This window comes from Ottowia beijingensis, from assembly GCF_013423955.1.
In the GTDB taxonomy this organism is placed as follows: Bacteria; Pseudomonadota; Gammaproteobacteria; order Burkholderiales; family Burkholderiaceae_C; genus Ottowia; species Ottowia beijingensis.
In genome coordinates, this window is sequence record NZ_JACCKX010000001.1 from 36,070 (window position 1) to 61,171 (window position 25,102).

The 25,102-nt window shown below is 67.2% G+C and carries 18 protein-coding genes and 7 pseudogenes; 7 read left to right on the plus strand and 18 right to left on the minus strand.

Features of this window, described 5'->3' with window-relative positions; translation table 11 throughout:
- Nucleotides 1-426 precede the first annotated feature (426 nt).
- On the plus strand, nt 427-807 hold the full coding sequence (locus H0I39_RS00245; RefSeq protein WP_180549166.1) for a YXWGXW repeat-containing protein: 381 nt from the start codon (nt 427-429) through the stop codon (nt 805-807).
- 115 nt (nt 808-922) lie between these two features.
- On the opposite strand, the gene H0I39_RS00250 is transcribed toward H0I39_RS00245, so the two are convergent.
- Both H0I39_RS00250 and aceA read right to left on the minus strand, forming a co-directional pair.
- Nucleotides 923-1,237, minus strand: a complete 315-nt coding sequence (locus H0I39_RS00250) for a YdhR family protein (RefSeq protein ID WP_180549167.1) — start codon at nt 1,235-1,237, stop codon at nt 923-925.
- Nucleotides 1,238-1,367: 130 nt separating this feature from the next.
- Nucleotides 1,368-2,695, minus strand: a pseudogene (gene aceA / locus H0I39_RS00255) (isocitrate lyase).
- Nucleotides 2,696-3,400: 705 nt separating this feature from the next.
- Here aceA and H0I39_RS00260 point away from each other — a divergent pair.
- Nucleotides 3,401-4,293 (plus strand): annotated as a pseudogene (locus tag H0I39_RS00260) (DMT family transporter).
- A 325-nt stretch (nt 4,294-4,618) separates the two neighbouring features.
- Nucleotides 4,619-4,977, plus strand: a pseudogene (locus H0I39_RS00265) (SWIB/MDM2 domain-containing protein).
- A gap of 117 nt (nt 4,978-5,094) precedes the next feature.
- On the opposite strand, the gene H0I39_RS00270 reads toward H0I39_RS00265, so the two are convergent.
- From H0I39_RS00270 to H0I39_RS00305, 8 genes and pseudogenes are all read right to left on the minus strand, one after another.
- Nucleotides 5,095-6,780 (minus strand): thiamine pyrophosphate-binding protein, encoded by a 1,686-nt coding sequence (locus H0I39_RS00270; RefSeq protein ID WP_180549168.1) that lies wholly within the window; start codon nt 6,778-6,780, stop codon nt 5,095-5,097.
- On the minus strand, nt 6,777-8,141 hold the full coding sequence (locus H0I39_RS00275; protein WP_180549169.1) for an MFS transporter: 1,365 nt from the start codon (nt 8,139-8,141) through the stop codon (nt 6,777-6,779). Before H0I39_RS00275 ends, H0I39_RS00270 begins: the two co-directional genes overlap by 4 nt.
- Nucleotides 8,142-8,226: 85 nt before the next feature.
- Entirely contained in the window at nt 8,227-8,607 is a 381-nt protein-coding gene (locus H0I39_RS00280) for a hypothetical protein (protein WP_180549170.1), read from the minus strand.
- The gene (locus H0I39_RS00285) at nt 8,568-9,206 is read right to left on the minus strand and encodes a hypothetical protein (protein ID WP_180549171.1); all 639 of its coding nucleotides are present in this window, start codon (nt 9,204-9,206) and stop codon (nt 8,568-8,570) included. Before H0I39_RS00285 ends, H0I39_RS00280 begins: the two co-directional genes overlap by 40 nt.
- A 67-nt stretch (nt 9,207-9,273) precedes the next feature.
- A complete protein-coding gene (locus tag H0I39_RS00290; RefSeq protein ID WP_373368240.1) occupies nt 9,274-10,674 on the minus strand; it encodes a coniferyl aldehyde dehydrogenase in 1,401 nt (466 codons plus the stop codon).
- Nucleotides 10,675-11,155: 481 nt separating this feature from the next.
- Nucleotides 11,156-13,722 (minus strand): annotated as a pseudogene (gene clpB / locus H0I39_RS00295) (ATP-dependent chaperone ClpB); the annotation flags it as partial.
- Nucleotides 13,723-13,888: 166 nt separating this feature from the next.
- Nucleotides 13,889-14,437: a thermonuclease family protein gene (locus tag H0I39_RS00300; protein ID WP_180549173.1), complete on the minus strand. Its 549-nt coding sequence runs from the start codon at nt 14,435-14,437 to the stop codon at nt 13,889-13,891.
- Between the two features lie 11 nt (nt 14,438-14,448).
- Complete coding sequence (locus H0I39_RS00305) at nt 14,449-14,955, minus strand: molybdenum cofactor biosynthesis protein MoaE (RefSeq protein ID WP_180549174.1); 507 nt, start codon at nt 14,953-14,955, stop codon at nt 14,449-14,451.
- 264 nt (nt 14,956-15,219) lie between these two features.
- Between H0I39_RS00305 and dapA the strand changes: the two genes are divergently transcribed.
- The gene (gene dapA, locus H0I39_RS00310) at nt 15,220-16,128 is read left to right on the plus strand and encodes a 4-hydroxy-tetrahydrodipicolinate synthase (protein WP_180549175.1); all 909 of its coding nucleotides are present in this window, start codon (nt 15,220-15,222) and stop codon (nt 16,126-16,128) included.
- A gap of 51 nt (nt 16,129-16,179) precedes the next feature.
- A complete protein-coding gene (locus H0I39_RS00315) occupies nt 16,180-16,968 on the plus strand; it encodes an SDR family oxidoreductase (RefSeq protein WP_180549176.1) in 789 nt (262 codons plus the stop codon).
- 9 nt (nt 16,969-16,977) lie between these two features.
- Here H0I39_RS00315 and H0I39_RS21220 read toward each other — a convergent pair whose 3' ends face one another.
- The 8 genes and pseudogenes from H0I39_RS21220 to H0I39_RS00350 form a co-directional block, all read right to left on the minus strand.
- Nucleotides 16,978-17,139 (minus strand): hypothetical protein, encoded by a 162-nt coding sequence (locus H0I39_RS21220; protein WP_257645526.1) that lies wholly within the window; start codon nt 17,137-17,139, stop codon nt 16,978-16,980.
- Nucleotides 17,124-17,453, minus strand: coding sequence for a LysE family translocator (locus H0I39_RS21225; protein WP_257645527.1), 330 nt, complete (start codon nt 17,451-17,453; stop codon nt 17,124-17,126). The genes H0I39_RS21220 and H0I39_RS21225 overlap by 16 nt, the downstream gene beginning before the upstream one ends.
- A 172-nt stretch (nt 17,454-17,625) precedes the next feature.
- Nucleotides 17,626-17,880, minus strand: coding sequence for a MoaD/ThiS family protein (locus H0I39_RS00325; RefSeq protein ID WP_180549177.1), 255 nt, complete (start codon nt 17,878-17,880; stop codon nt 17,626-17,628).
- Nucleotides 17,877-19,121, minus strand: a pseudogene (locus tag H0I39_RS00330) (molybdopterin molybdotransferase MoeA). Before H0I39_RS00330 ends, H0I39_RS00325 begins: the two are co-directional and overlap by 4 nt.
- Nucleotides 19,114-19,659, minus strand: a complete 546-nt coding sequence (mobB, locus tag H0I39_RS00335) for a molybdopterin-guanine dinucleotide biosynthesis protein B (protein ID WP_180549178.1) — start codon at nt 19,657-19,659, stop codon at nt 19,114-19,116. Before mobB ends, H0I39_RS00330 begins: the two are co-directional and overlap by 8 nt.
- A gap of 70 nt (nt 19,660-19,729) precedes the next feature.
- Nucleotides 19,730-21,233: pseudogene (gene thrC, locus H0I39_RS00340) on the minus strand (threonine synthase).
- Between the two features lie 55 nt (nt 21,234-21,288).
- On the minus strand, nt 21,289-22,635 hold the full coding sequence (locus H0I39_RS00345; RefSeq protein WP_180549179.1) for a homoserine dehydrogenase: 1,347 nt from the start codon (nt 22,633-22,635) through the stop codon (nt 21,289-21,291).
- A gap of 30 nt (nt 22,636-22,665) precedes the next feature.
- Complete coding sequence (locus H0I39_RS00350; protein WP_180549180.1) at nt 22,666-23,952, minus strand: pyridoxal phosphate-dependent aminotransferase; 1,287 nt, start codon at nt 23,950-23,952, stop codon at nt 22,666-22,668.
- A gap of 81 nt (nt 23,953-24,033) precedes the next feature.
- Here H0I39_RS00350 and H0I39_RS00355 point away from each other — a divergent pair, with 81 nt between their 5' ends.
- Together H0I39_RS00355 and H0I39_RS00360 are read left to right on the plus strand one after the other, a co-directional pair.
- Nucleotides 24,034-24,429, plus strand: coding sequence for an Mth938-like domain-containing protein (locus tag H0I39_RS00355; protein ID WP_180549181.1), 396 nt, complete (start codon nt 24,034-24,036; stop codon nt 24,427-24,429).
- A 116-nt stretch (nt 24,430-24,545) separates the two neighbouring features.
- Nucleotides 24,546-25,090: pseudogene (locus H0I39_RS00360) on the plus strand (peroxiredoxin).
- Nucleotides 25,091-25,102: the final 12 nt, after the last annotated feature.

Sequence of the window (25,102 nt, forward strand, 5' to 3'; positions counted from 1 at the left end):
AAGAAACCTTTGAATGCGTGAAAACCTGAAAAAGCGATGGTTGCGGGCGGCAAGAAAAAGCGCGGCCTGAAAGCCGCGCTTTGGAATCCTCTTGTGCAGCGCCCCTGACAGGATGCGCCTGAACCCGACCCGCGAACGGCCTAGACCTTGCCCCTTGCCAACGTAGTTCGCGGTGTCATAACCGGGTTGCCTTTCTCGCTCTTATCCAGATGGGTGAAATGGGTGCGCGCTGCGCGCGATCAAGCTGGGCATTTTACCCGTTTTGACGCACTGCAGCACGCCGGCGGCCCGCGACTGTGAAGCGCGGGTAAAGAGCGCGTCCGAAAGCGTTCGCCGGTCGGCGCTGTAGCGGGCGGCGCCGTTGAAAGCGTGAGGCGGGCGGCCCGGTGGGTTTGGCCGCTCACCTTTCTTCTGGAGTCTGCAGTCATGAAAGCAAGCACTGATCGACCGACGCTGGCCCGCCTCACCCTTGCCGCCGGTGCGCTCGCCGCGGCGGCGGCCCTCGCGGGGTGCGTCGTGGCGCCCGTGCCTGGCACCGTCTACAGCGACCCCTACGGTTACCCGAGCACCCCGGCCACCGTCTACGCGCCCATGGCGCCGCCGGCCCCGTATTACGAGGTGCAGCCGGCCCTGCCCTACCCCGGTGCGATCTGGATCAACGGCTACTGGAACTGGAGCGGCAACCGGCACCACTGGGTGCCCGGCCGCTATGAGCGCCCGCGCCCCGGCTATCGCTGGCAGCCTCACCGCTGGGACCGCTCGCCGCGCGGCGGCTGGTACCTGCAGGGCGGCGGCTGGGTGCGCTGAGCGGGTGAACGCCACCGCGCGGATGCATCAGCGAATATGTGTCAAACAGGGCTCCAGCGCCCGTCTGTCAAGCGCAAGCAGCTATTGATAAAATAGCGCTCTTGCTGCGGCTACGTCAGGCGCTTTCCACCACCTGCCCCGCCACGTTGTCCACCATCACGGGCGTGTCGAAGTAGGTGACCACCGGGTCGGTGTGGTACTTGCTGCGGATGAACTCGCGCCAGGCGGCGTCGTACACGCGCTCGGCGTCGGCGCGCGTCTGCCACAGGTAAACGCCGCCGGCCGTCAGGCCGTCTTCGGACAGGATGTAGTGCTTGCGCACCAGGCCTTGCATGGCCAGGTAGCGCGGCGCGGTGCTGGCGAACACGGCGCGCGCCTGCTCGACGGTCATGCGCTCGGGCAGCTTGAATTGGACCAGGGCGGTGATCATGGGCGTTCTCCTTGGGTGATGCGCGCAGTGTGCCCCAAGCCACCCCGCGCGCACAAAAAAGCCGCGGCGAACCGCGGCTTTCAAGTCTCCTCGATGACCGGCGGGGCCGGTCAACCTTCTTCTGTGTGGATCAATGGAACTGCTCTTCCTCGGTCGAGCCGGTCAGCGCCTTCACGCTGGAGGAGCCGCCCTGGATGACGGTGGTCACGTCGTCGAAGTAACCGGCGCCCACTTCCTGCTGGTGCGACACGAAGGTGTAGCCCTGCTCGCGCGCGGCGAATTCCGGCTCCTGGATCATTTCGACGTAGTGCTTCATGCCCTCGCCGCGCGCGTAGGCGTGGGCGAACTTGAAGGTGTTGTACCAGTTGCTGTGGATACCGGCCAGCGTGATGAACTGGTACTTGTAGCCCAGCGCGGACAGCTCGTCCTGGAACTTGGCGATGGTGGCGTCGTCCAGGTTCTTCTTCCAGTTGAAGGACGGCGAGCAGTTGTACGACAGCAGCTTGCCCGGGTGCTTGGCCAGCACGGCCTGCGCGAATTCGCGGGCGAAGCCCAGGTCGGGCGTGCCGGTTTCGCACCACACCAGGTCGGCGTAGGGGCGTAGGCCACGCCGCGGCTGATGGCCTGCTCCAGGCCGTTCTTCACGCGGTAGAAGCCCTCTTGCGTGCGCTCGCCGGTCAGGAACGGCTTGTCGTTGGCGTCGTGATCAGAGGTGATCAGGTTGGCGGCCTCGGCGTCGGTGCGGGCCAGGATGATGGTGGGCACGCCCATCACGTCGGCGGCAAAGCGCGCGGCGATCAGCTTCTCGCAAGCCTCTTGCGTGGGCACCAGCACCTTGCCACCCATGTGGCCGCACTTCTTCACGGCGGCCAGCTGGTCTTCGAAGTGCACGCCGGCGGCACCGGCGGCCACCATGTTCTTCATCAGTTCGAAGGCGTTCAGCACGCCGCCGAAGCCGGCTTCGGCATCCGCCACGATGGGCAGGAAGTAGTCGATGAAGTCCTTGTCGCCAGGGCCGACGCCGCGGCCCCACTGGATTTCATCGGCGCGCTTGAAGGTGTTGTTGATGCGGCGCACCATGGTCGGCACCGAGTCGTAGGCGTACAGCGACTGGTCGGGGTACATGGTCTCGGAGGTGTTGCCGTCGGCGGCCACCTGCCAGCCCGACAGGTACACGGCCTCCAGGCCCGCCTTGGCCTGCTGCATGGCCTGGCCAGCGGTGATGGCGCCGAAGGCGTTGACGTAGCCCTTCTTGGCTTCGCCGTTGACCAGGCCCCACAGCTTCTCGGCGCCGCGCTTGGCCAGCGTGTACTCGATCGGCAGGCTGCCGCGCAGGCGCACCACGTCGGCGGCGCTGTAGCCGCGCTTGATGCCCTTCCAGCGGGGGTTGGTGGCCCAGTCTTTTTCCAGGGCGGCGATCTGCTGTTCGCGGCTGAGTTGCTCGTTGGTGTTCGGCATTGAAAAGCTCCAGTAGAGAAGGTTGAGGTGAACTCGGTCGGTGGCAGCCTTTGGGCTTCACCGGTGACGCAATCATAACTCTTATATAAGACTTAGCAAGATTCTTATGTCTTATAGAAGACAAATTTTTCTTCATTGAAAATCAATGGCTTAAGGCATTCATTTCGCAATGCAGAAATTTATCTTTCGTATTGAGAAAAATGTGGCGCTGCAACATCCGGACATCTCACGATGCAGATTGACAATTTCTTGATATGAAAAATTGCGCGGCGCCTCGATCAAGACCTTCCACCACCAGCGCCGCGCTGCCGCGAGGCCTGCGGGCGTAACCGATTGCGGCATGATGCGATGCTGATCGCCCAGGGTGCAATGCTTCGTATTTGCTTGATGGGCAACCAGTCTCCGACAGCGTTGTGGGAGCGGGCTGGCCCGCGATCAAGCGCTGGTGGCGACGAGGCGCCTTATCGCGGGCAAGCCCGCTCCCACACAGCGAATGCGGTCCGCGCGGCATCTGCAACTTCTGGATGATCGATCAGAAAATGATAGCTTCTTGCGCCCATTGAAAGCCGGTTTCCACTTCAAATCGATCTGAAACGACGGATCAACAGGCGCAAGAAGCTATCATTATTGAACCTCCCTGAGCACCTCATGCCACCGCCCTTCACCCCCAGCCGGCCGCTGGCCTACGCCTGCCTGGCGCTGTCGATGGCGCTGGTGGGCAGCTACGTGGCGCTGTCCGCCGCTGGCGGCGATCTTTCCGGTGCTGCTGCTGGCCTGGCTGCGCTTCGGCATCGGGGGCGTGGCCATGCTGCACTGGCTGAAGAAGCCGCCCGACGAGCCGCCGCTGACGCCGCGCACCCGCCGCCTGCTGTTTCTCGAATCCTTCCTCGGCAACTTCCTGTTCACGCTGTGCATGATCACCGGCGTGAAGCTCACCACCGCGGTGTCGGCCGGCGTCATCCTGGCCGCCATTCCGGCGGCGGTGGCGGTGCTCAGCTGGCTGTTCCTGCGCGAGCGCGTGGCGGCGCGCGTGTGGGCCGGCGTGGCCTGCGCGGTGCTCGGCATCGCGCTCGTGGCGCTATCGAAGCAGGAGCTGCCGGCGCCCTCCTTCTGCACTCGCGCCCTCCAACACTGCCCACCTGGCCTGGCTGGGCAACCTGCTGCTGATCGGCGCGGTGCTGTGCGAGGCCAGCTACGCCGTCATCGGCAAGTCGCTCACGGCCAGCCTGTCGCCGCGCCGCATCAGCGCGCTGATCAACGGCTGGGGCTTCGTGCTGAGCACGCCCTTCGGCCTGTGGCTGGCCTGGCGCTTCGACTTCGGCGCCGTGCCGGCGTCGATGTGGGTGCTGCTGGTGTTCTACGCACTGGCCGCCTGCATGTGGACGGTGTGGCTGTGGATGACCGGGCTGAAAAGCGTGCCCGCCGCGCAGGCCGGCGTGTTCACCGTGCTGCTGCCCATCAGCGCCGCGGCCGTCGGCGTGCTGGTGCTGGGCGAGCGCCTGAGCACGCTGCAGCTGCTGGCCTACGGCGTGGCGCTGACCGGCGTGCTGCTGGCCACGCTGCCGTCGCGCGCGGCGTGGCGCGTGGGCCGGCGCTGATTGCTATCAACTGCATAGCTTCTCGCGCTTTTCCCGCAAGGCCTGCAAGCAAGAAGCACTGATGACCCCGGCGGCCGCCCGATCACGTCATCCACCATGCACCGGCCGCGCCCCGCGCCGCCGCCAGTCAGCCGCCTGCCGCACCGGCGCGCCAGCCCTCGCCCAAAGCGCCGCCCCGCGCTGAAAAAGCAACATCACAGAGGGAAAAAGCGCGTTTCCCCTTGGAAGCGTGCTACTTATCCAGTAGCATCCCGTTCAGCCGGCGGATGCGCATGCACAGGCTGGCCAGATAACACGACTTTTCCAACAAAGAGGATCAGCAACCATGGCAACTGCAAAGAAAGCTCCGGCGAAGAAAGCCGCCCCGGCCAAGAAGGCTGCACCGGCGAAAAAGCCGCCGCGCCCGCCAAGAAGGCCGCCGCCCCGGCCAAGAAGCGCACCCCCAGCGCCGCCTTCATGAAGGCCATGACGCCCAGCGCCGAGCTGGCCGCCGTGATCGGCGCCAAGCCGGTGCCGCGCACCGAGGTGACCAAGAAGGTGTGGGAATACATCAAGGCCAACAAGCTGCAGGACAGCGTGAACAAGCGCAACATCAACGCCGACGCCAAGCTGAAGCCCATCTTCGGCAAGGCCCAGGTGACGATGTTCGAGATGACCAAGCTCATCAACAACCACCTGTCCTGATCCAGCCGAACCGCGCAGGCAGCAAAAAACCGGCTTTCTCAGCCGGTTTTTTATTGGTCAAATCAGCCTGTACCGCCCGCCGGTATTGCGCGAGCAGCTATCTTTTCAGAAGCAAACTCACTTCGCGCCAGCCTTGTTCTCGATCGCGTCCAGCGTGGTGCGCGTGGTGATCACCTGCTCGCTCAGCACCACCTCGATCAACGTGCCCTGCCGGCGCGCCAGCGCCTCGCGCAGCGCCGGCTCGAACTGTTCGGTGCGCTCCACGCGCACGCCGGCGTAGCCGTAGCTTTCGGCCAGCTTCACGAAATCGGGGTTCACCAGTTCGGTGCCAGCGCGCCGGTGCGGGTACTCGCGCGCCTGGTGCATGCGGATGGTGCCGTACACGCCGTTGTTCAGCACCACGACGATGGTGCGGGCGCCGTACTGATGGGCCGTGGCCAGCTCCTGCCCGTTCATCAGAAAGTCGCCGTCGCCGGCGATGGTGACCACCGTGCGCCCGGTGGTGATGGCGCAGGCGATGCCCGCCGGCACGCCGTAGCCCATGGCGCCGTTGGTGGGCGCAAGTTGCGTCTTGTGGCCCTTGGCGATGCCGTGGTAGTGAAAGTAGCGGTGCGCCCAGCTGGCAAAGTTGCCGGCGCCGTTGGTGAGGGCGGCGTCCTCGGGCAGCAGCTGCTGCAGCGTGCAGATGATGGCGTGCATGTCCACCGGGCCGGGCAGCGGCTGCGGCTGCATGTTGGCGACGTGGTCGGCATGCACGGCTTGGGTCCAGTCGCGCCAGGGCTGCTCGTCTGGCGCTTGCAGCGCCGCCAGCGCGGCGGCGGTGGCCGGCAGGCTGGCGCACAGGGCCAGGTCGGGCTGGTACACGCGGCCCAGCTCCTCGGCGCTGGTGTGCACGTGGATCAGCTGCTGCGTCGGCCGCGGCACGCACAGCAGGCGATAGCCGCTGGTGGTCATCTCGCCCAGGCGCGGGCCGATGGCGAGGATCAGGTCGGCATCGGTGATGCGCTGGCCCAGCCTGGGGTTGATGGCGATGCCCACGTCGCCGGCGTACAGCGGGTGGTGGTTGTCGAAGGTGTCCTGAAAGCGCATGGCGTTGCCCACCGGCAGTTGCCAGGCTTCGGCAAACGCCTGCAAGTCGCGCGCGGCCTCGGGCGTCCAGCCGCCACCGCCCACGATGACCATCGGCCGCTTCGCTTTCAGCAGCATCTCGCGCAGGCGCTGCATGGATTCGGGCGCGGGCTGGTAGGCGGGCGGCTGCCAGCGCGGCATGGGCTGCAGGGTGTCGGGCACGGGCTGGGTCAGCATGTCCTCGGGCAACACCAGCACCACCGGGCCGGGGCGGCCGTTCAGCGCGGTGGCAAAGGCGCGCGCCACGTATTCGGGCAGGCGCTCGGCGCTGTCGATGCGCTCGACGCGCTTGGCCATGCCGAAGGCGCCGAAGAAGGCGCTGTAACCCACCTCTTGGAACGCCTCGCGGTCGCGCTGGTCGCTGGCCACATCGCCGACGAACAGCACCATAGGCGTCGAATCCTGGCTGGCCGTGTGCACGCCGATGCTGGCGTTGGTCGCCCCCGGCCCGCGCGTGACAAAGCACACGCCCGGCCGCCGCGTGAGCTTGCCGTGCGCCTCGGCCATGAAGGCGGCACCGCCCTCCTGCCGGCAGATGACGAAGTCGATCGCGTCGCGGTGCTGGTGAAAGCCGTCCAGCACCGCCAGATAGCTTTCGCCCGGCACGCCGAACGCGTGGGTGACGCCCTGGGCCAGAAGGCATTCGACGAGAAGGTGGCCTGCGATGCGAGTCATGCGCTGATTCTTTCAAAAAACCGATGGCCGCGGAGCAGGCCGTGCCAGCGAACGTCGCGCTCGGACCTGCGCCGAGCGCTGGCGTTGTCCCCTTCCCGCAGAGAGAAGGGAAGCGCCCTCAGGCGCTCAGGGGTTGTACCCGAATTCGTGCGCTTGCCCACCCCCAGAGCTGCCACCACCGACAGCGCCAGGAACACCGCCGCCAGCAGCAGCGTGGCCGTGTACAGGGCGCGGTCCATGAAGAAGCCGTAGATCAGCGGCGCGATGGCAAAGCCCGTGTCCAGGCCCGAATAGACGGTGCCGTACACGCGCCCGGTGGCGCCCTTGGGCGTGGCCTTCTTGATCATCATGTCGCGGCTCGGCCCGCCGATGCCGACGGCGAAACCGGTGGCTGCCAGCATCGCCATCGAGCCGAAACCGCCCAGCCAGCCGGTAGCCGCCACCACGATCAGCACCGCGCCCGCGCCCATCGACCCCGCCACCACGCGGTCGGTGGCGGCCGGCACGCGCGCCGCCACGAAGCCGCCCACGAACATGCCCAGCGCGCCCGCCAGCATGTAGGCCGTGATCATCGTCGTGGCCGATTCGAAGCTGACCCCGTGCATCGCCTGCATGATGGGCGAGGCGAAGTTCTGCACCACCGCCAGCGTCATGGTCGACAGCAGGAAGAACGCAAAGCACCACCACACCACCGGCAGCCGCAGAAAGGCCACGTCGCTGCCCTTGGGCGCGTCGGCCGCGCGGCGCACCACCTCGGTCTTCAGGTGCGCGCGCTTGGCCACCAGCACCGCCAGGATGCACGCGTACATCAGCGCCGCCGCCAGATAGCCCGAGCGCCAGCCCTGCCAGGCGGTGAAGAACAGCAGAAACACCGGCGTCAGCGCCCAGCCCAGGTTGCCCGACAGGCCGTGCGCGCTGAAGGCGTAGCCCAGCCGGTGAGTCGACACGCGCTGGTTCAGGATCGAGAAATCCACCGGGTGAAACGGCGCGTTGCCCAGCCCGGCGAACATGGCCACCAGCATCAGGCCCCAGTAACCCTGCGCGAAGTAGCCCGCCAGACAGGCGCAGATGAAGCTGACGAACGACGCGAACAGCACCGGCCGCGCCCCCACCTTGTCGACCAGAAACCCCGCCGACGCCTGCCCCGTGCCCGAGATGACGAAGAACACCGTCATCAGAAAGCCGAGCTGCGAGAACGACAGCCCGAACTCCTGCGCGAACACCGGAAACAGCGGCGGCAGCAGCAGATGGGCAAAGTGCGAACTGGCGTGAGCCAGGCCCACCAGCCCGATCACCGCCGCGTCGTCGCGCAACGGAACGGGGGCAGGCATCTGGCCGGAAGCGGCGGCGGTGGTCGACATGGGGAGCGATGGTACGCGCTGGATCGGCAGGACGCCGTCACGGGGTCATGGCCGGGCGTGGATGGCGTGATGCGAGGATCAGGCCTCATTTCATCTCGACCCGCAGGTCGTCGATGAAGTAACGGGCCACCGTCAGGTCACCGCGCGCGGAGCGATAAACCAGCTTCCAGCCAATGGTCGAACGGCCGCTGACGTCGAACGCCAGCTGCGCTTGCCGCCATCCTTTGACTTCAGACAGATGCTGGCCGCAGAACGCCATCCGGTGCTGCCATTCGCCTCCATCGAAACGATAGAACACGCTCAGATCCGTGTCGCAGTTGAACTGTTCACGCGGTTGATGGTTGGATGTGGACAGCCTGAAGAAGCTCAGCGTTCCCGTCTGCCTGCCCTGGACTGCAAAGTCTTCCAGCCGGCGAAACGATGCGCTCAGGATCGCTTCACGCGGGCGCGGACTCCACCACGGCATACCGAGCCCGCGCTGGGAGCGAGCCCGACAAACTCCACCGCACGCTGGCCGGAGCGGCTGCAGCCGGTGACACCGGCCACCCTGGTGTGCGCCGCCCCGGACGACCACAGCGGTGTGCCTTGTTCAAAGGACGTGTCCAGCAACAGGCCGTCACGCGCCGGTGGCTGATCCACGGCACTGAACGAGCGGGCGTCAGCCGGCCCTGCATGCGAACACAGCTCCGCCAGCCGGGCCTCGAGCTGCCCGGCACTCGCCTTCTGCACCCGCGTGTCGTCGACATCCAGCATGCCCACCACGCCGGCCACCATCGCGGCACAGCCATACAGCAACGCCGCCCACTCGAACGACGGTGTGCTGTATCTGGCGCACAACGTGCGCGGCCGGTCCAGCAGCCGCGACCGGCCACGCACGAAAACGGCGAGCGTCAGGAGCACACCCAGATAGATCAGGCCGCCATGCCAAACCAGCGCGGGTCGCACGCCCCCGACGCCCATGAACACCACCACCAGCGCGGCGACAACCGGCGCAAGGAGCGCGGCGTCTACCCACGGGGTTCTTCGGGTTGACCCGTCGACGGACATCTCGTGGATCTCGTGCACGGAATCGCTTCAAGCCCAAGCGTTCATATTGTCGCCGCGCAGCCGTGATGCCGCAGCGAAAACACGGTCACAGCAGCTTGCGGATCCACCCCATCATCCGATCGAAGCGCGCGCCGTAGGGCGGGTACAGCAGCTGCCCCATGGCCCAGCGCGACTGCACGAACACCGCCTTCTGGTGCGTGAAGCGCAGAAAACCCGTTTCGCCATGGTACGCACCCAGGCCGCTGTCGCCCACGCCGCCGAAGGGCAGGCCGTCGTGCGTGATGTGCATCAGCGTGTCGTTCACCGTCACGCCGCCGCTCACGGTGCGCTGCAGCACCTGGTCGCGCGCCGCGGTGTCGGTGCCGAACCAGTACAGCGCCAGCGGGCGCGGCTGGGCGTTGATGTGGGCGACGGCCTGGTCCGGCGTGTCGCAGGGCAGCACCGGCAGGATGGGTCCGAAGATTTCTTCCTGCAGCAGGCGCATCGACGGCTGCGCGCCGAACACCAGCACCGGGCGCAGCTGGCGCGCCCTGCCCTCGCCCGCCGGCGGCCCCACGTCCTCGACCTGCGCGCCGCCTGCGCGGGCCTCGTCCAGCAAGGCTTGCAGGCGCGCCTGGTGGCGCTCGGTGACGATGGCGGCGTAGTCGGGGTTGCCTTCCAGGCGCGGAAACAGCCGTGCCACGGCGGCGCGGTAGGCGGCGCTGAACTCGGCCTCGCGCCCGCGCGGCAGCAGCAGGTAGTCGGGCGCGATGCAGGTCTGGCCGCCGTTGAGCAGCTTGCCGTGGGCGATCTTCAGCGCTGCGCCTTCAAAATCAGTACACGACGCATCGACGATGCAGGGCGACTTGCCGCCCAGTTCCAGCGTGGTCGGCGTCAGGTTGCGCGCCGCGGCCTCGGCCACCTTGCGGCCGACGGCGGTGGAGCCGGTGAAGAACAGGTGGTCGAACGGCAGCGCTGCGAACTCGGCCGCCACGTCCGCCCCGCCCTGCACCACGGTGAATTCGTCGGGCGCGAAGTGCCTGGCCACCAGCTCGGCCAGCAGCGCCGACGTGCGCGGCGTGATCTCGCTGGGTTTCAGCATCACCCGGTTGCCCGCCGCCAGCGCCGTGGCCGCGGGGCCCAGGGTGAGCTGCAGCGGGTAGTTCCACGGCCCGATGACGCCCACCACGCCCAGCGGCTGGCGCTGGATGTGGCCGCGCCCCGGCATCAGATAAAGCGGCGTGCGCACGCGCTGCGGCCGCGACCAGCGCGCCAGGTGGCGCCGCAAATCGCCCAGCATGGCGCGCAGCACGAACAGGTCAGCGATCTCGGTCAGGCGCCCGCCGCGGATCCCGAAGTCGGCCTGCACGGCATTCGTCAGCGCGGTGGTGTGCTCATCCAGCAGGCGTGCCACGCGGGCAAGCCGGTCGTGGCGCTCGGCCACCGATGGCGGCGTGGCGTGGCGCGAGCGCTGGTGCTGCGCGTCGAACAGGGTTTGAGGATTCAATGTGTCTGGCTCCGGTGGGCAAGGCGTGCCGCTGGCGCCAGTGTGCCAAAAGCTGCGGGCGGCACCGTTCAGCCGGGCCGCCCGCAGCGTCATGGAATCAGAAATACAGGGAGTATGGGTCTTCAGCGCTTACGTATCAAGCGCTGTCAGACATCACATCAGGGAGTATAAATCCGTCGTCCCTGCTCGTTCCGTGTCAGCCGGTAGGCTGGGTAGAGCGCAGCGAAACCCAGCAGAGGTTGCGCTGGCCGCTGGGTTACGCTGCGCTAACCCAGCCTACTGACTGCAAGGCGTTTGCCGTGTCATCCCTTTTTACTTCAGAACGTCAACCGTCGTCATCCCGGCGAAAGCCGGGATCCATGCTCTCCGCACGTGCGTTGTCTGGATTCCGGCTTTCGCCAGAATGACGAAATCGAGGTCGTTTCGATCTGAAAGTGGAGTCAGCCCGCCACCGCCTCCGGCCCGGCGTTGAACTGGAACACCCCGGGTCCTTGATCGGATCGACGCTGACGTTGATGGTCGACTTGGGCGGGAACTGGCCTTCCAGCAGCGCCTTCGACAGCGGGTTCTCGATGCGCTGCTGGATCGCCCGCTTGAGCGGCCGCGCGCCGAACACCGGGTCGAAGCCGACCTTGGCCAGTTCGTCGATGGCCTGGTCGCTCACGTTCAGGTGCAGGTCCATCTTGGCCAGGCGCTCGGTCAGCACCTTGAGCTGGATCTTGGCGATGGCGCCGATCTGGCTCGCGTCCAGGCCGTGGAAGACCACGATCTCGTCGATGCGGTTCAGGAACTCGGGGCGGAAGTGGTTCTTCAGCTCGCCGAACACCGCGTCCTTGATGTCGTCATACGGCTGCCCCGCCATGCTCTGGATCATGGGCGAGCCGATGTTGCTGGTCATGATGATGACGGTGTTCTTGAAGTCCACCGTGCGGCCCTGGCCGTCGGTCAAGCGGCCATCGTCCAGCACCTGCAGCAGCACGTTGAACACGTCCGGGTGGGCCTTCTCGATCTCGTCGAACAGGATCACGCTGTAGGGCTTGCGGCGCACGGCTTCGGTCAGGTAACCGCCTTCGTCGTAACCCACGTAGCCGGGCGGCGCGCCAATCAGGCGGGCCACGCTGTGCTTCTCCATGAACTCGCTCATGTCGATGCGAATCAGGTGCTCTTCGCTGTCGAACAAGAAGGCCGCCAACGCCTTAGTCAGCTCGGTCTTGCCGACGCCGGTGGGGCCGAGGAACAGGAAGCTGCCCAGCGGCCGGTTCGGGTCGCTCAGGCCCGAGCGCGAGCGGCGGATGGCGTTGGACACGGCCGAAATGGCTTCTTCCTGCCCCACCACGCGCTGGTGCAGCGCGTCTTCCATGCGCAACAGCTTGTCGCGCTCGCCCTGCATCATCTTGCTGACGGGGATGCCGGTGGCGCGCGAGACGACCTCGGCGATCTCCTCGGCGCCGACCTGGGTGCGCAGCAGTTGCGGCGCGGCGTGCTCGCGCTGGCTTTCCTTGGCCTGGGCTTCGTCCAGCTGCTTCTGCAGTTGCGGCAGCTTGCCGTACTGCAGCTCGGCCACCTGGTTGAAGTCGCCCTTGCGGGTGGCTTCCTGCATCTGGAACTTGATCTGCTCGATCTCCTTGCGGATCTGCTCGCTGCCCTGGGCGCTGGCCTTTTCGGCCTTCCAGATTTCGTCCAGGTCGGCGTATTCCTTCTCCAGCGCGGCCAGGTCTTCCTCGATCAGCTGCAGGCGCCGGTGCGAGGCCTCGTCGGTCTCCTTCTTCATCGCCTCGCGCTCGATCTTGAGCTGGATCATGCGGCGATCCAGCCGGTCCATCACCTCGGGCTTGGAGTCGATCTCGATCTTGATCTTGGCCGCCGCCTCGTCGATCAGGTCGATCGCCTTGTCGGGCAGGAAGCGGTCGGTGATGTAGCGTGCACTCAGCTCGGCCGCGGCCACGATGGCCGGGTCGGTGATGTCGACGCCATGGTGCGCCTCATAACGCTCCTGCAGGCCGCGGAGGATGGCGATGGTGTCTTCCACGCTGGGCTCGCCCACCAGCACCTTCTGGAAGCGCCGCTCCAGCGCCGCGTCCTTCTCGATGTACTTGCGGTATTCGTCCAGCGTGGTGGCGCCGATGCAGTGCAGCTCGCCACGCGCCAGCGCGGGCTTCAGCATGTTGCCGGCGTCGATGGCGCCTTCAGCCTTGCCGGCGCCGACCATGGTGTGCAGCTCGTCGATGAACAGAATGATGCGCCCTTCTTCCTGCGCCACTTCCTTCAGCACCGCCTTCAGGCGCTCTTCAAATTCACCACGGTACTTGGCGCCCGCCAGCAGGCCCGCCATGTCGAGCACCAGCACCTGCTTGTCCTTCAGCGTGTCGGGCACCTCGCCGGCCACGATGCGCTGGGCCAGGCCTTCGACGATGGCGGTCTTGCCCACGCCCGGCTCGCCGATCAGCACCGGGTTGTTCTTGCTGCGCCGCTGCAGCACCTGGATGGCGCGGCGGATCTCGTCGTCCCGCCCGATCACCGGGTCCAGCTTGCCCAGGCGCGCGCGCTCGGTCAGGTCGAGCGTGTATTTTTGAGCGCCTCGCGCTGGCTCTCGCCGTCGGCGCTGTCCATGGTCTGGCCGCCGCGCACGGCGTCGATGGCGGCTTCCAGGCTCTTGCGGCTCAGGCCGCTTTCCTGGGCGATGCGGCCAGCCTCGCCCTTGGCGTCGGCCAGCGCCAGCAGGAACATCTCGCTGGGCACGAACTGGTCGCCGCGCTTGATGCTTTCCTTCTCGGTGGCCTGCAGCAGGCGGATCAGGTCGGGGCCGGGCTGCACCTGCTCTTGGCCCGTCACGGTGGGCAGGCGCTTGACGGCGGCCTCGGCGTCCTGGCTCAGCTTGGCCACGTTGACGCCGGCGCGCTGCAGCAGCGCCTTGGGGCCATCTTGCTGGCGCAGCATGGCCGCCAGCAGGTGCACGGGTTCGATGTAGGCGTGGTCGTTGCCCAGGGCCAGCGATTGCGCGTCGGCCAGGGCTTCCTGGAACTTGGTGGTGAGTTTGTCGAGTCGCATGAAGAAAAAACCTCCGAATTGCTCCCCCAGATGGGGTGTGTCCACAGGGAATCAAGGGCTTTTCAGTGCCCGCCGCCAACGCCGACTGCGCGCCTGGAGCCTGCATCATAAAGACCTTCAGGCGGCATGCAGCGGGCGCGATAAGCTATCAATTCAGAAGCATAAACTAATCACCCGATGCGGGTTTGGCCGCGCCGCACGGCCCATGCCGGTTGCGAAAGTCGGCCGGTAACTCCGGCCAGCGCTCGGCGAACAGCCCGCGCCCGGCCCAGCGCGCCTGCGCCTCGGCGCGCCAGTATTTGCCCAGGCGCGTGCCATAGCCATCGGTCCAGGCCCAGCCCTCTTCAACCATGCGCTCGCCCAGGTCCACATCGCCCTGCAAGCGCACCACGGTGGCGATGGCGCGGCCGTAGCGGTCGTACGCCCACACGGTGACGCGCACGCGCTGGTTCAGGGCCAGCGCCTGCAGCGCCTGGCGCGACTCGGTGCCATGGGTCTGGCAGATCTCGGGCGCATCGACACCATCGATGCGCAGCCGCTGGCGCTTGCCGCCGACCAGTGGCTGCACCCAGACCGAATCACCGTCGACCACGTAGGTCACGCGCGCGTTCCACGGCACGCCGGTGGCCGGGCGCTGGCCGTCCTGCGCCTGCACCGCCGGCTGGGCCAGCAGGCCTGCTAGCATCGCCGCCGCCAGCCGAGCAGCGTACGGCACGCGCCAGCGCCTCACGCGTTGGCCGCCTGGATGCCCCAGCGCGCCAGCGCCGCGTCGTCGCTCACGCGGGCGTCCACCCAGCGCGCGCCGTCGGGCGTCTGCTCCTTCTTCCAGAACGGCGCCTGGGTCTTCAGGTAGTCCATCAGAAACTCGCAGGCCTGGAAGCTTTCGCCCCGGTGCGCGCTGGTCACCGCCACCAGCACGATCTGGTCCTGCGGCCGCAGCAGGCCGATGCGGTGGATCACGCGCACGCCGAACAGGCTGAAGCGGCGGTGCGCCTCGTCGATCATGGCCTCGATGGCCTTCTCGGTCATGCCGGGGTAGTGCTCCAGCTCCATCGAGGCCACGCTGGCCACGTCGGGCGCGCCGGTGGCGGCCAGCTCGGCGGGGTGGCGGTCGCGCACCGTGCCCACGAAGGCGCAGACGGCGCCCACGCGCGCATCGCCGGCGCGCAAGGCGGCCACCTCGGCGCTCAAGTCGAAGTCCTGTGGCTGAATCGAAACACGTGGCTGGCTCATGCCGGCATTTTGCCCCGTGCGCCCCTACACTGGCGCGATGCCCATGCACGCCCTGCCCCACTGCTTGCCGCCGCGCGCGGTGGGCACGGCTGCGTGCATTGCCTGCAAATCGAAGAAACCCCAGCGCATCTGACCGGCGCTGCGGTGCCGTCGTCGGATGAGCGACGGCAAGACCCGGCGGCAGCATCTTCGGCACCCACTCCCCGCGCACATCCGACCACGGCCCAACCCAACGGTCTTGGCCTGTTCTGAAAGGATGTTCGCGTGAACTCAAGCTCCAGCACTGTTCCCTCGCCCGATTTCTCGGGCCTGTGGATTCCCCTCGTCACCCCGTTTCGCGACGGGGCCGTGGACCACGCCGCACTGGCGCGGCTGACGGCGCACCTGGCCCGCACTGGCATCCGCGGCGTCGTCGTCTGCGGCTCCACTGGCGAGGCGGCGGCGCTCTCGAAGGAAGAGCAACTGGCCTGCCTGCGCACGGTGGCGGCGCATGCCGGCGGGCTGCCGCTCATCATGGGATTGAGCGGCTACCACCTGCCCGACACGCGCGCCTGCGTGCAGCGCCTGGCCGCGCACGATGTGCCGCCGCTCGGTGGCCTGCTGGTGCCGGCACCACATTACGTGCGACCTGGACAGAACGGCCTGCGCGCCTGGTTCACCGAACTTGCCGACACCAGCGCGGTGCCGCTCGTCGTCTACGACATCCCCTACCGCACTGGCGCTACCCTGGCGCGCGAGACGCTGCTGGCGCTGGCCGCCCACCCCAACATCCGCGCCGTCAAGGACTGCGGCGGCGACCCCGGCAAGACACTGGCTCTGATCCGCGACGGCCGCCTGCAGGTGCTGGCCGGCGAGGATGCGCAACTGTTCGCCACCGTGGCGCAAGGCGGCGCGGGCGCCATCGCCGCGTCGGCGCATGTGCACACGCGGCGCTTCGTGGCGGTGCTTGACGCGATCGCCGTGGGCGACCTGGCGCGGGCGCGCCACGCCTGGCATCCGCTAGTGCCGCTGATCAAGGCGCTGTTCGCCGAGGCCAACCCCGGCCCACTGAAGGCGCTGCTGGCGGCCCAGGGCTGGTGCGCCAACGAACTGCGCGCGCCCCTGACGGCGGCATCCGGATCGCACGCGCGGCACTTGCGCGGCCTCAGCGGTGCCTTGGCCGCAGCAGACTGATCTTGTCCGCTCCATACTGTGGGCGAATCCAATAAACCAAAGAGGCGACCCATGGATCTGCAACTCAAGGACAAGGTGGTGCTGATCACCGGCGCCAGCAAGGGCATCGGCCTGGCCTGCGCGCGGGCCTTCGTGGCCGAGGGTGCGCGCGTGGCGCTGGCGGCGCGTGGTGCCGATGTGTTGCAGGCGGCCGCGGCCGAGCTGCGCGCGACGGGCGCCGAGGTGCTGGCGGTGCCGGCCGATCTCGGCGACGCCACGCAGGCTGAACAACTGGCGCACGCGGTGACGGAGCAGTTCGGCCCCATCGACGTGCTGGTCAACTCGGCCGGCGCCGCGCGCCGCACGCTCCCGCAGGAACTGACCGTGGCCGACTGGCACGCCGCGATGGACGCCAAGTTCTTCACCTACCTGCACGCCATGCAGGCCGTGCTGCCGGCCATGCGGGCGCGCGGCAGCGGCGTGGTCGTCAACGTGATCGGCGCCGGGGGCAAGGTGGCCTCGCCCACGCACCTGGCCGGCGGCGCGGCCAACGCGGCGCTGATGCTGGCCACCGCCGGCCTGGCGCACGCGCACGCCGCGGCCGGGCTGCGCATCAACGCCGTCAACCCCGGCCCGGTGCTGACCGCGCGGCTGCAGCAAGGGCTGGAGGCCGAGGCCAGGCTGGCCGGCATCACGCCCGAGCAGGCGCGCGAACGCGCCACGCAGCGCGCCGCCATGGGCCGCATCGCCACGCCCGAGGAGATTGCCGACGTGGTGGTGTTCCTGGCCTCGGCGCGCGCGAGCTACGTCAACGGCGCCATCGTGGCCATGGATGGGGCGACGACACCGATCGTCGTCTGAACCGGGAACTCAGGCGCGCGGCCTGAGCAGCAGGATCGACAGGCCCGAGGCGACGAACGCCAGCCCGGCGCCGATGTTGAGCGCGCTGCCGACGCGCGGGCGCCGCGCCATCCAGCGCGACAGGCGCGCGGCGAAGGCGCCGAGCATGGTGAAGATCAGTGCCGTGAGCACCGCGAAGATCGCACCATAGACAAGCATCTGCACCGCCACCGGCCCCGTGCCGTGCTGACGAACTGCGGGATGAAGGCCAGCACGAACAGCCCCGGCTTGGGGTTGAGCACGTTGGACAGCACGCCGGTGATGAACACCCGGTGCAGCGGCCGGCGCAGCGCCGGGCTGAAGGTGATCAGGTCGCGCGAACGCAGTGCCTTGATGCCGAGCCACAGCAGGTAGGCCGCGCCCACGCCCTTGACCACCCAGAACGCCCACGGCGACGCCTGCAGCACCAGCGACAGGCCCAGCGTGGCGGCCAGCGTGTGCACCATGATGCCGATGCCCGCGCCGACCGACGACAGCGCCGCCGCCAGCGGCCCTGGCTCAGGCCACGGCCGATGGCGAGGATGTTGTCGGGGCCGGGCGCGACCACCACCACCAGCACGGCGGCGACGTAGGCCAACAGAACGTCGGGGAAACATGCCGCGCCCGGGCGCCGTCGCGTCAACCGCCGGTGACCGGCGGGAAGAACGCCACCTCGGCACCGTCGTGCAGCGCGGCGGATTCGTCGGCCATTGCCTGGTCGAGCGCCAGCCGCACCAGCTTGTCGCGCGCCAGTGCCTCGCCATGTGCGCCGCCGCGGGCGATCAGTTCATCGCGCAGCGCGGCCAGCGTGGGCGCGTCGGTGGCCACGCGCTCGCTGCCCACGTTCAGCGCCTCGCGGATCGAGGCGAAATAGCGCACCGTCACCTGCTTCATGCCAGCAGCTCCGCCAGCGGGATGAAGCGCACCATGTCGCCGCGCGCGATGGTGCTGCCGGCCGGGTGGTCGATCAGGCCGTCGGCCCAGTGCGCCGAGGTCAGCACGCCCGAACTCTGGTTGGCGAACAGGTCCAGCCCGCCTTGCGCGTTGCGGCGCGCGCGCAGGAATTCGCGCCGTTTGTCGGGGCGCGGCAGGTCGAAGTCGGCGCGCAGGCTCATCGCCGGCACGTCGATCTTCGTCGCGCCCTGCAGCTTCAGCAGGAAGGGCCGCACCAGCAGCAGGAAGGTGACGAAGCTCGACACCGGGTTGCCGGGCAGGCCCATGAAGTGGGCCTGCCCGCTGCCCGCGCGCCGCACATGGCCGTAAGCGAAGGGTTTGCCGGGCTTCATGCCGATCTGCCACAGGTCCAGAGTGCCAAGCTGTTCGACGGCGGGCTTGATGTGGTCTTCCTCGCCCACGCTTACGCCGCCGCTGGTCAGGATCAGGTCGTGCCCTTCGGCGGCTGACTGCAGCGCGGCCAGCGTGGCGGCACGGTTGTCGGGCACGATGCCGAGGTCGCTGACCTCGCAGCCCAGGCGCAGCAGCAGCGCGCTCAGAAAGAAGCGGTTGCTGTTGTAGATGGCGCCGGGCTTCATGGCCTCGGGCGGCACGTCGCCGGGCATCACCAGTTCGTCGCCGGTGGAGAACAGGGCCACGCGCGGACGCGTCGCCACCTGCAATGAAGCCAGGCCGATGCCGGCCGCCAGACCAATGCTGGCGGGCGCCAGTCGCTCTCCTTTTGCAGTATCACGGCGCCGCGCGTGACATCTTCACCCGCCGCGCGCACCCACTGGCCAGGCGCGGGCACGGCATTGATGCGCACGCGGCCGCCGTCCAGCGCCTCGGTGTCTTCCTGCATTACCACCGCGTCCGCGCCAGCAGGCATGGGCGCACCCGTGAAGATGCGCGCCGCACTGCCCGGCGCCAGCGGCGCGCCAGCGTGGCCCGCGGCGATGCGTTGCGACACGGGCAGTTCGACGCCTGCGGTGACATCGGCCGCCCGCACCGCATAGCCGTCCATCGACGAGTTGTCTTTGGGCGGCACCTGCAGGGCCGACACCACATCCTGCGCCAGCACGCGGCCATCGGCGTTGAAGGTGTTGACGGATTCCGTGCCGCCCAGTGGCGCGGCGTGCGCCAGCAGGCGCTGCAGCGCTTCGTCGAGCGGCATCAGGGGCGCGGCGCGGAGCATCAGACATGGGACGGCAGGTGCCTTTCAGGGTCGTAGTCGAAACGGTGGCCATTGTCGAGCAGCCACTGCGCAATCGCCTCGGCGTCGTTCAGATCCAGCACGGGGCGCAAGGTCGCCTCCGGCAGCGCCTGGGGCGAATCGGTGGCGATGGCGACGATGAATTCGTCGTCGGGGTAGCGCGCCGGCTTGCTGGCAGCGGCGCGCCAGACCTCGACCTTCGGCAGGTCGCTTTCCTTGAAGCCCTCGACCAGCACCCAGTCGACGCCGTCGTACAGCTCGGCGATCAGGTGGTGCACCGACAGTTGCGCCTCCTGCTCGAACTCGCGCATCAGCGCCAGACGATTGCGCGAGGCGACGACCACCTCGAACGCGCCGGCCTCGCGGTGGCGGAAGGTGTCCTTGCCTTCGTGGTCGATGTCGAACCTGTGGTGCGCGTGCTTGACGACCGACACGCGCAGCCCGCGCAGCTTGAGCGCCGGGATCAGCCGCTCGACCAGATGCGTCTTGCCCGAACCGGAATACCCGGCAAAGCCGACCACCTTCATGGATTCATTCTCGCTTCACTATCAGAGCAGGAGCTGCCGGCGCTTGCTTAGCGGGCGCTGGTGGCCAATTTCATTCACATTCTTGTGTGATCAGCGCCTTCACGCGGTCAGCGTCGGCGGGCAGCACCTGCACGCGGCGCGGCAGGTCTTCGATGCCGTCGAACTTGGCCGGGCGGTCCGGGTCGCGCCCCAGCGCCTCGCGGATGGTGGCGGCGAACTTGATGGGCAGCGCCGTTTCCAGCACGATCATCGGCACGCTGGGCTGCACGTGCTCGCGCGCCACCTTCACGCCGTCAGCGGTGTGGGTGTCGATCATCACACCGTGCTTCTGGAACACGTCTCGGATGGTCGCCAGGCGGTCGCCGTGCGTACTCTTGCCGCTGACGAAGCCGAAGCGCTGGCGCGTCTGCTGGAAAGCCGGGTCGCCACTCAGGTCGAATTGGCCGTCCTTGGCGAGTGCATCGTGGAACAGCGCCTTCGTGCGCGCGCCATCGCGGCCGAGCAGATCGAACACGAAGCGCTCGAAGTTGCTGGCCTTGCTGATGTCCATCGACGGGCTGCTGGTCTCGTGCGTGTCGGCACTGCCGCGCACGCGGTAAACGCCGGTGCGGAAGAACTCGTCGAGCACGTCGTTCTCGTTGGTCGCGACGACCAGCTTGTTGATTGGCAGGCCCATCTGGCGTGCCACGTGGCCCGCGCAGACGTTGCCGAAGTTGCCGCTGGGCACGGTGAAATCGACCTTCTCGTCGTTCCGCCCGGCGCCGGGCCGCCCTGCCGGGCACGGCCCCTCGGGGCAGCGCAGACGCGCCAGCGCGAAGCATGGGGGCATGTGACGTGGCCTGAAAATAGCCCGCGAAGTAGTACACCACCTGCGCCAGCAGCCGTGCCCAGTTGATCGAGTTGACGGTGCCGATCTTGTACTGGCGCTTGAAGGCCAGATCGTTGCTCACGGCCTTGACGATGTCCTGGCAGTCGTCGAACACGCCTTCGACGGCGATGTTGTGGATGTTGGCGTCCTGCAGGCTGAACATCTGCGCCTGCTGGAACGCGCTCATGCGCCCGTGCGGGCTGAGCATGAACACGCGGATGCCCTGCTTGCCGCGCATGGCGTATTCGGCCGCGCTGCCGGTGTCGCCGCTGGTGGCGCCCAGGATATTGAGCTGCTCGCCACGGCGCGCCAGTTCGTACTCGAACAGGTTGCCCAGCAGTTGCATCGCCATGTCCTTGAAGGCCAGCGTGGGGCCGTTGGACAGGGCTTCGAGGTAGAAGCCGTTGCCGAGCTTCTTGAGCGGAACGATCTCCAGCGTGCCGAACACCTCGGGCGTGTAGGTCTTCTCGCAGATGCGTTGAAGGTCGGCGGCCGGAATGTCGTCGATGTAGAGCGACAGGATCTCGAACGCCAGCGTGGCGTAGCCGTGCTGGGCATACAGGTGGCGCCAGTGGTCGAGCGTGGTGCGGTCGATCTGTGGATAGTGCTCGGGCAGGTACAGGCCGCCATCGGGCGCCAAGCCCTCCAGCAGGATGTCGCAGAACTTGCGCGGCGTGCTGTCGCCACGGGTGGAGAGGTAGTTCATAGATCAGGCTGGGCACGCCGGCGCGCGCGGCATGCCCCAACGGTCAATGGGTCGGTCAGGCCAGTTCTTCCTTGCGGATGCGCACGATGGGCGCCAGCACGCTGGGCAGCGCCTGCAACTGCGCCAGCGCCGTGCTCATGGCGCCTTCGCGCGTGTCGTGCGTGAGGATGATCAGGTCGGTGTGGTCGGGCGTGGGCTCGCCGGCGCCGGCGTCGGTGCCGGCCACGTCGTCGGCCTCGCGCTGCAGCACGGCGTTGATGCTGATGCCGGCGTCGGCCAGGATGCGCGTGACGTTCGATAGCACACCCGCCTCGTCCTTCACCCGCAGGCGCAGGTAGTAGCTGGTGATCACCTGCTCCATCGGCAGCACGCTGACGTCGCGCATCTGCCCCGGCTGGAAGGCCAGGTGCGGCACGCGGTGCTGCGGGTCGCTGGTGGCCAGGCGGGTGACGTCGACCAGGTCGGCGATGACAGCGCTGGCCGTGGGCTCGCTGCCGGCGCCCTTGCCGTAGTACAGCGTGGTGCCCACGGCATCGCCGTTGACGACGACGGCGTTCATGGCGCCCTCGACGTTGGCGATCAGCCGCTTGGCCGGCACCAGCGTGGGGTGCACGCGCAGCTCGACGCCCTCGCCTTCGCGGCGCTTGGTGATGCCCAGCAGCTTGATGCGGTAGCCCAGTTGCTCGGCATAGCGGATGTCGGTGGCCGACAGCTTGGTGATGCCCTCGACGTAGGCCTTGTCGAACTGCACCGGGATGCCGTAGGCGATGGCGCTCATGATGGTGGCCTTGTGCGCGGCATCCACGCCTTCGATGTCGAAGGTCGGGTCGGCCTCGGCGTAGCCCAGCGCCTGCGCCTCTTTCAGCACCACGTCGAAGTCCAGGCCCTTGTCGCGCATCTCGCTCAGGATGAAGTTCGTGGTGCCGTTGATGATGCCGGCGATCCACTGGATGCGGTTGGCCGTCAGGCCCTCGCGCAGCGCCTTGATGATGGGGATGCCGCCAGCCACGGCGGCCTCGAAGGCGACCATCACGCCCTTGTCGTGCGCGGCCTGGAAGATCTGGGTGCCGTGCACGGCCAGCAGCGCCTTGTTGGCGGTGACCACGTGCTTGCCGGCGGCAATGGCCTCCATCACCAGCGTCCTGGCGATGCCGTAGCCGCCGATCAGCTCGATGACGATCTCGATGTCGGGATTGGCGAGCACCTCGCGCGCATCGCCCACCACCTTGACGCCGGAGCCGACGATCTGCTGCGCGCGCTCGGTGTCGAGGTCAGCCACCATGGTGATTTCGATGCCGCGGCCAGCGCGGCGCTTGATTTCCTCCTGGTTGCGCTGCAGCACGTTGAAGGTGCCGCTGCCCACCGTCCCGATGCCCAACAGGCCGACTTGGATCGCTTTCATGTTCTCTTGGTTTTTAAGTCAAATATGCCTCTAGCACCCGTCCATCAAGCGCGGGCAGCTTCTTTTTGCAGCAATCTGCACCACCGATGCCGACTTGGCATGGCGCGCACGGTACTGCTCGAGGAACTTCGCCAACCGCCCGATGGCTTCGCGCAGATCGTCCTCGTGCGGCAGGAACACGATGCGGAAGTGCTGGTTGTCGGGGTAGTTGAAGCCCGAGCCCTGCACCAGCATCACGCGCGTGGCACGCAGCACTTCCATGAAGAACTGGCGGTCGTCCTGAATGGGGTACATCTTGGGATCGAGCCGCGGGAACATGTACAGCGCGGCCTGCGGCTTGACGCAGCTGACGCCCGGAATGGCACTGATCAGCTCATAGGCCAGGTCGCGCTGGCGGCGCAGGCGGCCGCCCTCCTTCACCAGGTCGTGGATGCTCTGGTAGCCACCCAGCGCGGTCTGGATGGCGTACTGCCCCGGCACGTTGCTGCCCAGCTTGATGTTGGCCAGCATGTTGATGCCTTCGATGTAGTCGCGCGCCGACTCCTTGTCGCCCGAGATCACCATCCAGCCGGCGCGGAAGCCGCACGAGCGGTAGGCTTTCGACAGCGAGTTGAAGGTGAGCGTCAGCACGTCGGTCGCCAGGCTGGCCAGCGCCGTGTGCTTCACGCCGTCGTACAGCACCTTGTCGTACACCTCGTCGGCCATGATGACGAGGTTGTGCTCGCGCGCGATCTCGATGATGCCGAGCAGCAGTTCGTTGGAATACAGCGCGCCGGTCGGGTTGTTGGGATTGATGACGACGATGGCCTTGGTACGCGACGTGACCTTGGCGCGGATGTCGTCCAGATTGGGCATCCAGCCATTGGCCTCGTCGCACAGGTAGTGCACGGGCTTGCCGCCCGACAGGCTGGCCACGGCGGTCCACAGCGGGTAGTCGGGCGCGGGCACCAGCATCTCGTCGCCCTCGGACAGCAGTGCGTTGGCGGCCATGCCGATCAGGTCGCTGGCGCCATTGCCCAGGTAGATGTCGTCGATGGTGACGCCTTCGATGCCCTGCTCCTGCGTGTAGTGCATCACCGCCTTGCGGGCCGAGAAGATGCCCTTGCTGTCCGAGTAACCGGCCGAATCCGGCAGGTTGCGGATCATGTCCTGCACGATCTCCTCGGGCGGCTGAAAGCCGAACGGCGCCAGGTTGCCGATATTCAGCTTGATGATCTTCTGGCCCTCGTCCTCCATCTGCTTGGCCGCGTCCACGATGGGCCCACGCACGTCATAAAGCACGTTCGCCAGCTTGGCGGATTTGTGGATGGGTTTCATGGCAAGACCTTCCGGGCGAAGCTTCAAGGAGGGAAAACATAGAATTGGAACACATCTGCGCCCTTCGCCCCCTCTTCCTGCATGAAATTCCAGCCCGATCAGTTCGGCTCTGCCATCACCAGCTACGGCCCCGGTTGGATCGCCGTGGCCGGCGAGCGCATCGACCGCAGCGTGGTGCTGCACAGCACGGGCGAACGCACGGATTGGCGCTGCAGCCATTTCGATGAATTGACCGATGCGCATTTCGCGCCGCTGGCCGCGCACAAGCCCGAACTGGTGGTGTTCGGCAGCGGCGCTGCCACCCGCTTTCCCAGGCCGGCGTGGATCCGCGCCCTGGTCGAGGCTGGCATCGGCGTGGAAGCCATGGACACCGGTGCCGCCTGCCGCACCTACAACATCCTGGCGGGCGAAGGCAGGCGCGTGATCGCCGCCTTGTTGCTGGAGCCGGGCGAAGAAAGTCAGGATGGGTTAAAATAAAGGGCTGGCAACTGTTGCCCTCGCCACACCTTCTGCAACAGCGGCGGATGGTTCGGCCGGGCAGTCACGTGTGCCCTACGCCCCCTCGATAAAACCGTCCGGAGATTGAAGTTCATATGGCGATCGTTGTCAACAAACCCCTCCCTGAATTCGAAGCGATTGCGACCGGCGACGTCAAAGTTACCAACACCTCCCACAACGGGCAAGCCCTCGTTCTGTACTTTTATCCCAAAGACAACACCCCGGCTGCACCACCGAGGCGATGCAGTTCCGCGACAAATACAAGGATTTCGTGAAGGCGGGTGCCGTGGTGTTTGGCGTCAGCCGCGACAACATGACGTCGCACGACAGTTTCAAGGCCAAGCTCGAACTGCCCTTCGAACTGATCGCCGATACCGAAGAGAAGATGTGCCACATGTTCGGTGTGGTCAAGAACAAGATCATGTACGGCAAGAAGGTCAAGGGCATCGAGCGCAGTACCTTCCTGGTCAACGCCGACGGCATCCTGGTGCAGGAGTGGCGCGGCCTGAAGGTGCCCGGCCATGTCGAGGAAGTGCTGAAGGCCGTGAAGGTGCTGAAAAAGCCGCCTGAAAGCCTGACGGTGACTGCCACCGTGCTCATGCATAATGAGCCGGAATGTTGTTGCAGCCGTATCGACTGACTTTTCTCGCGA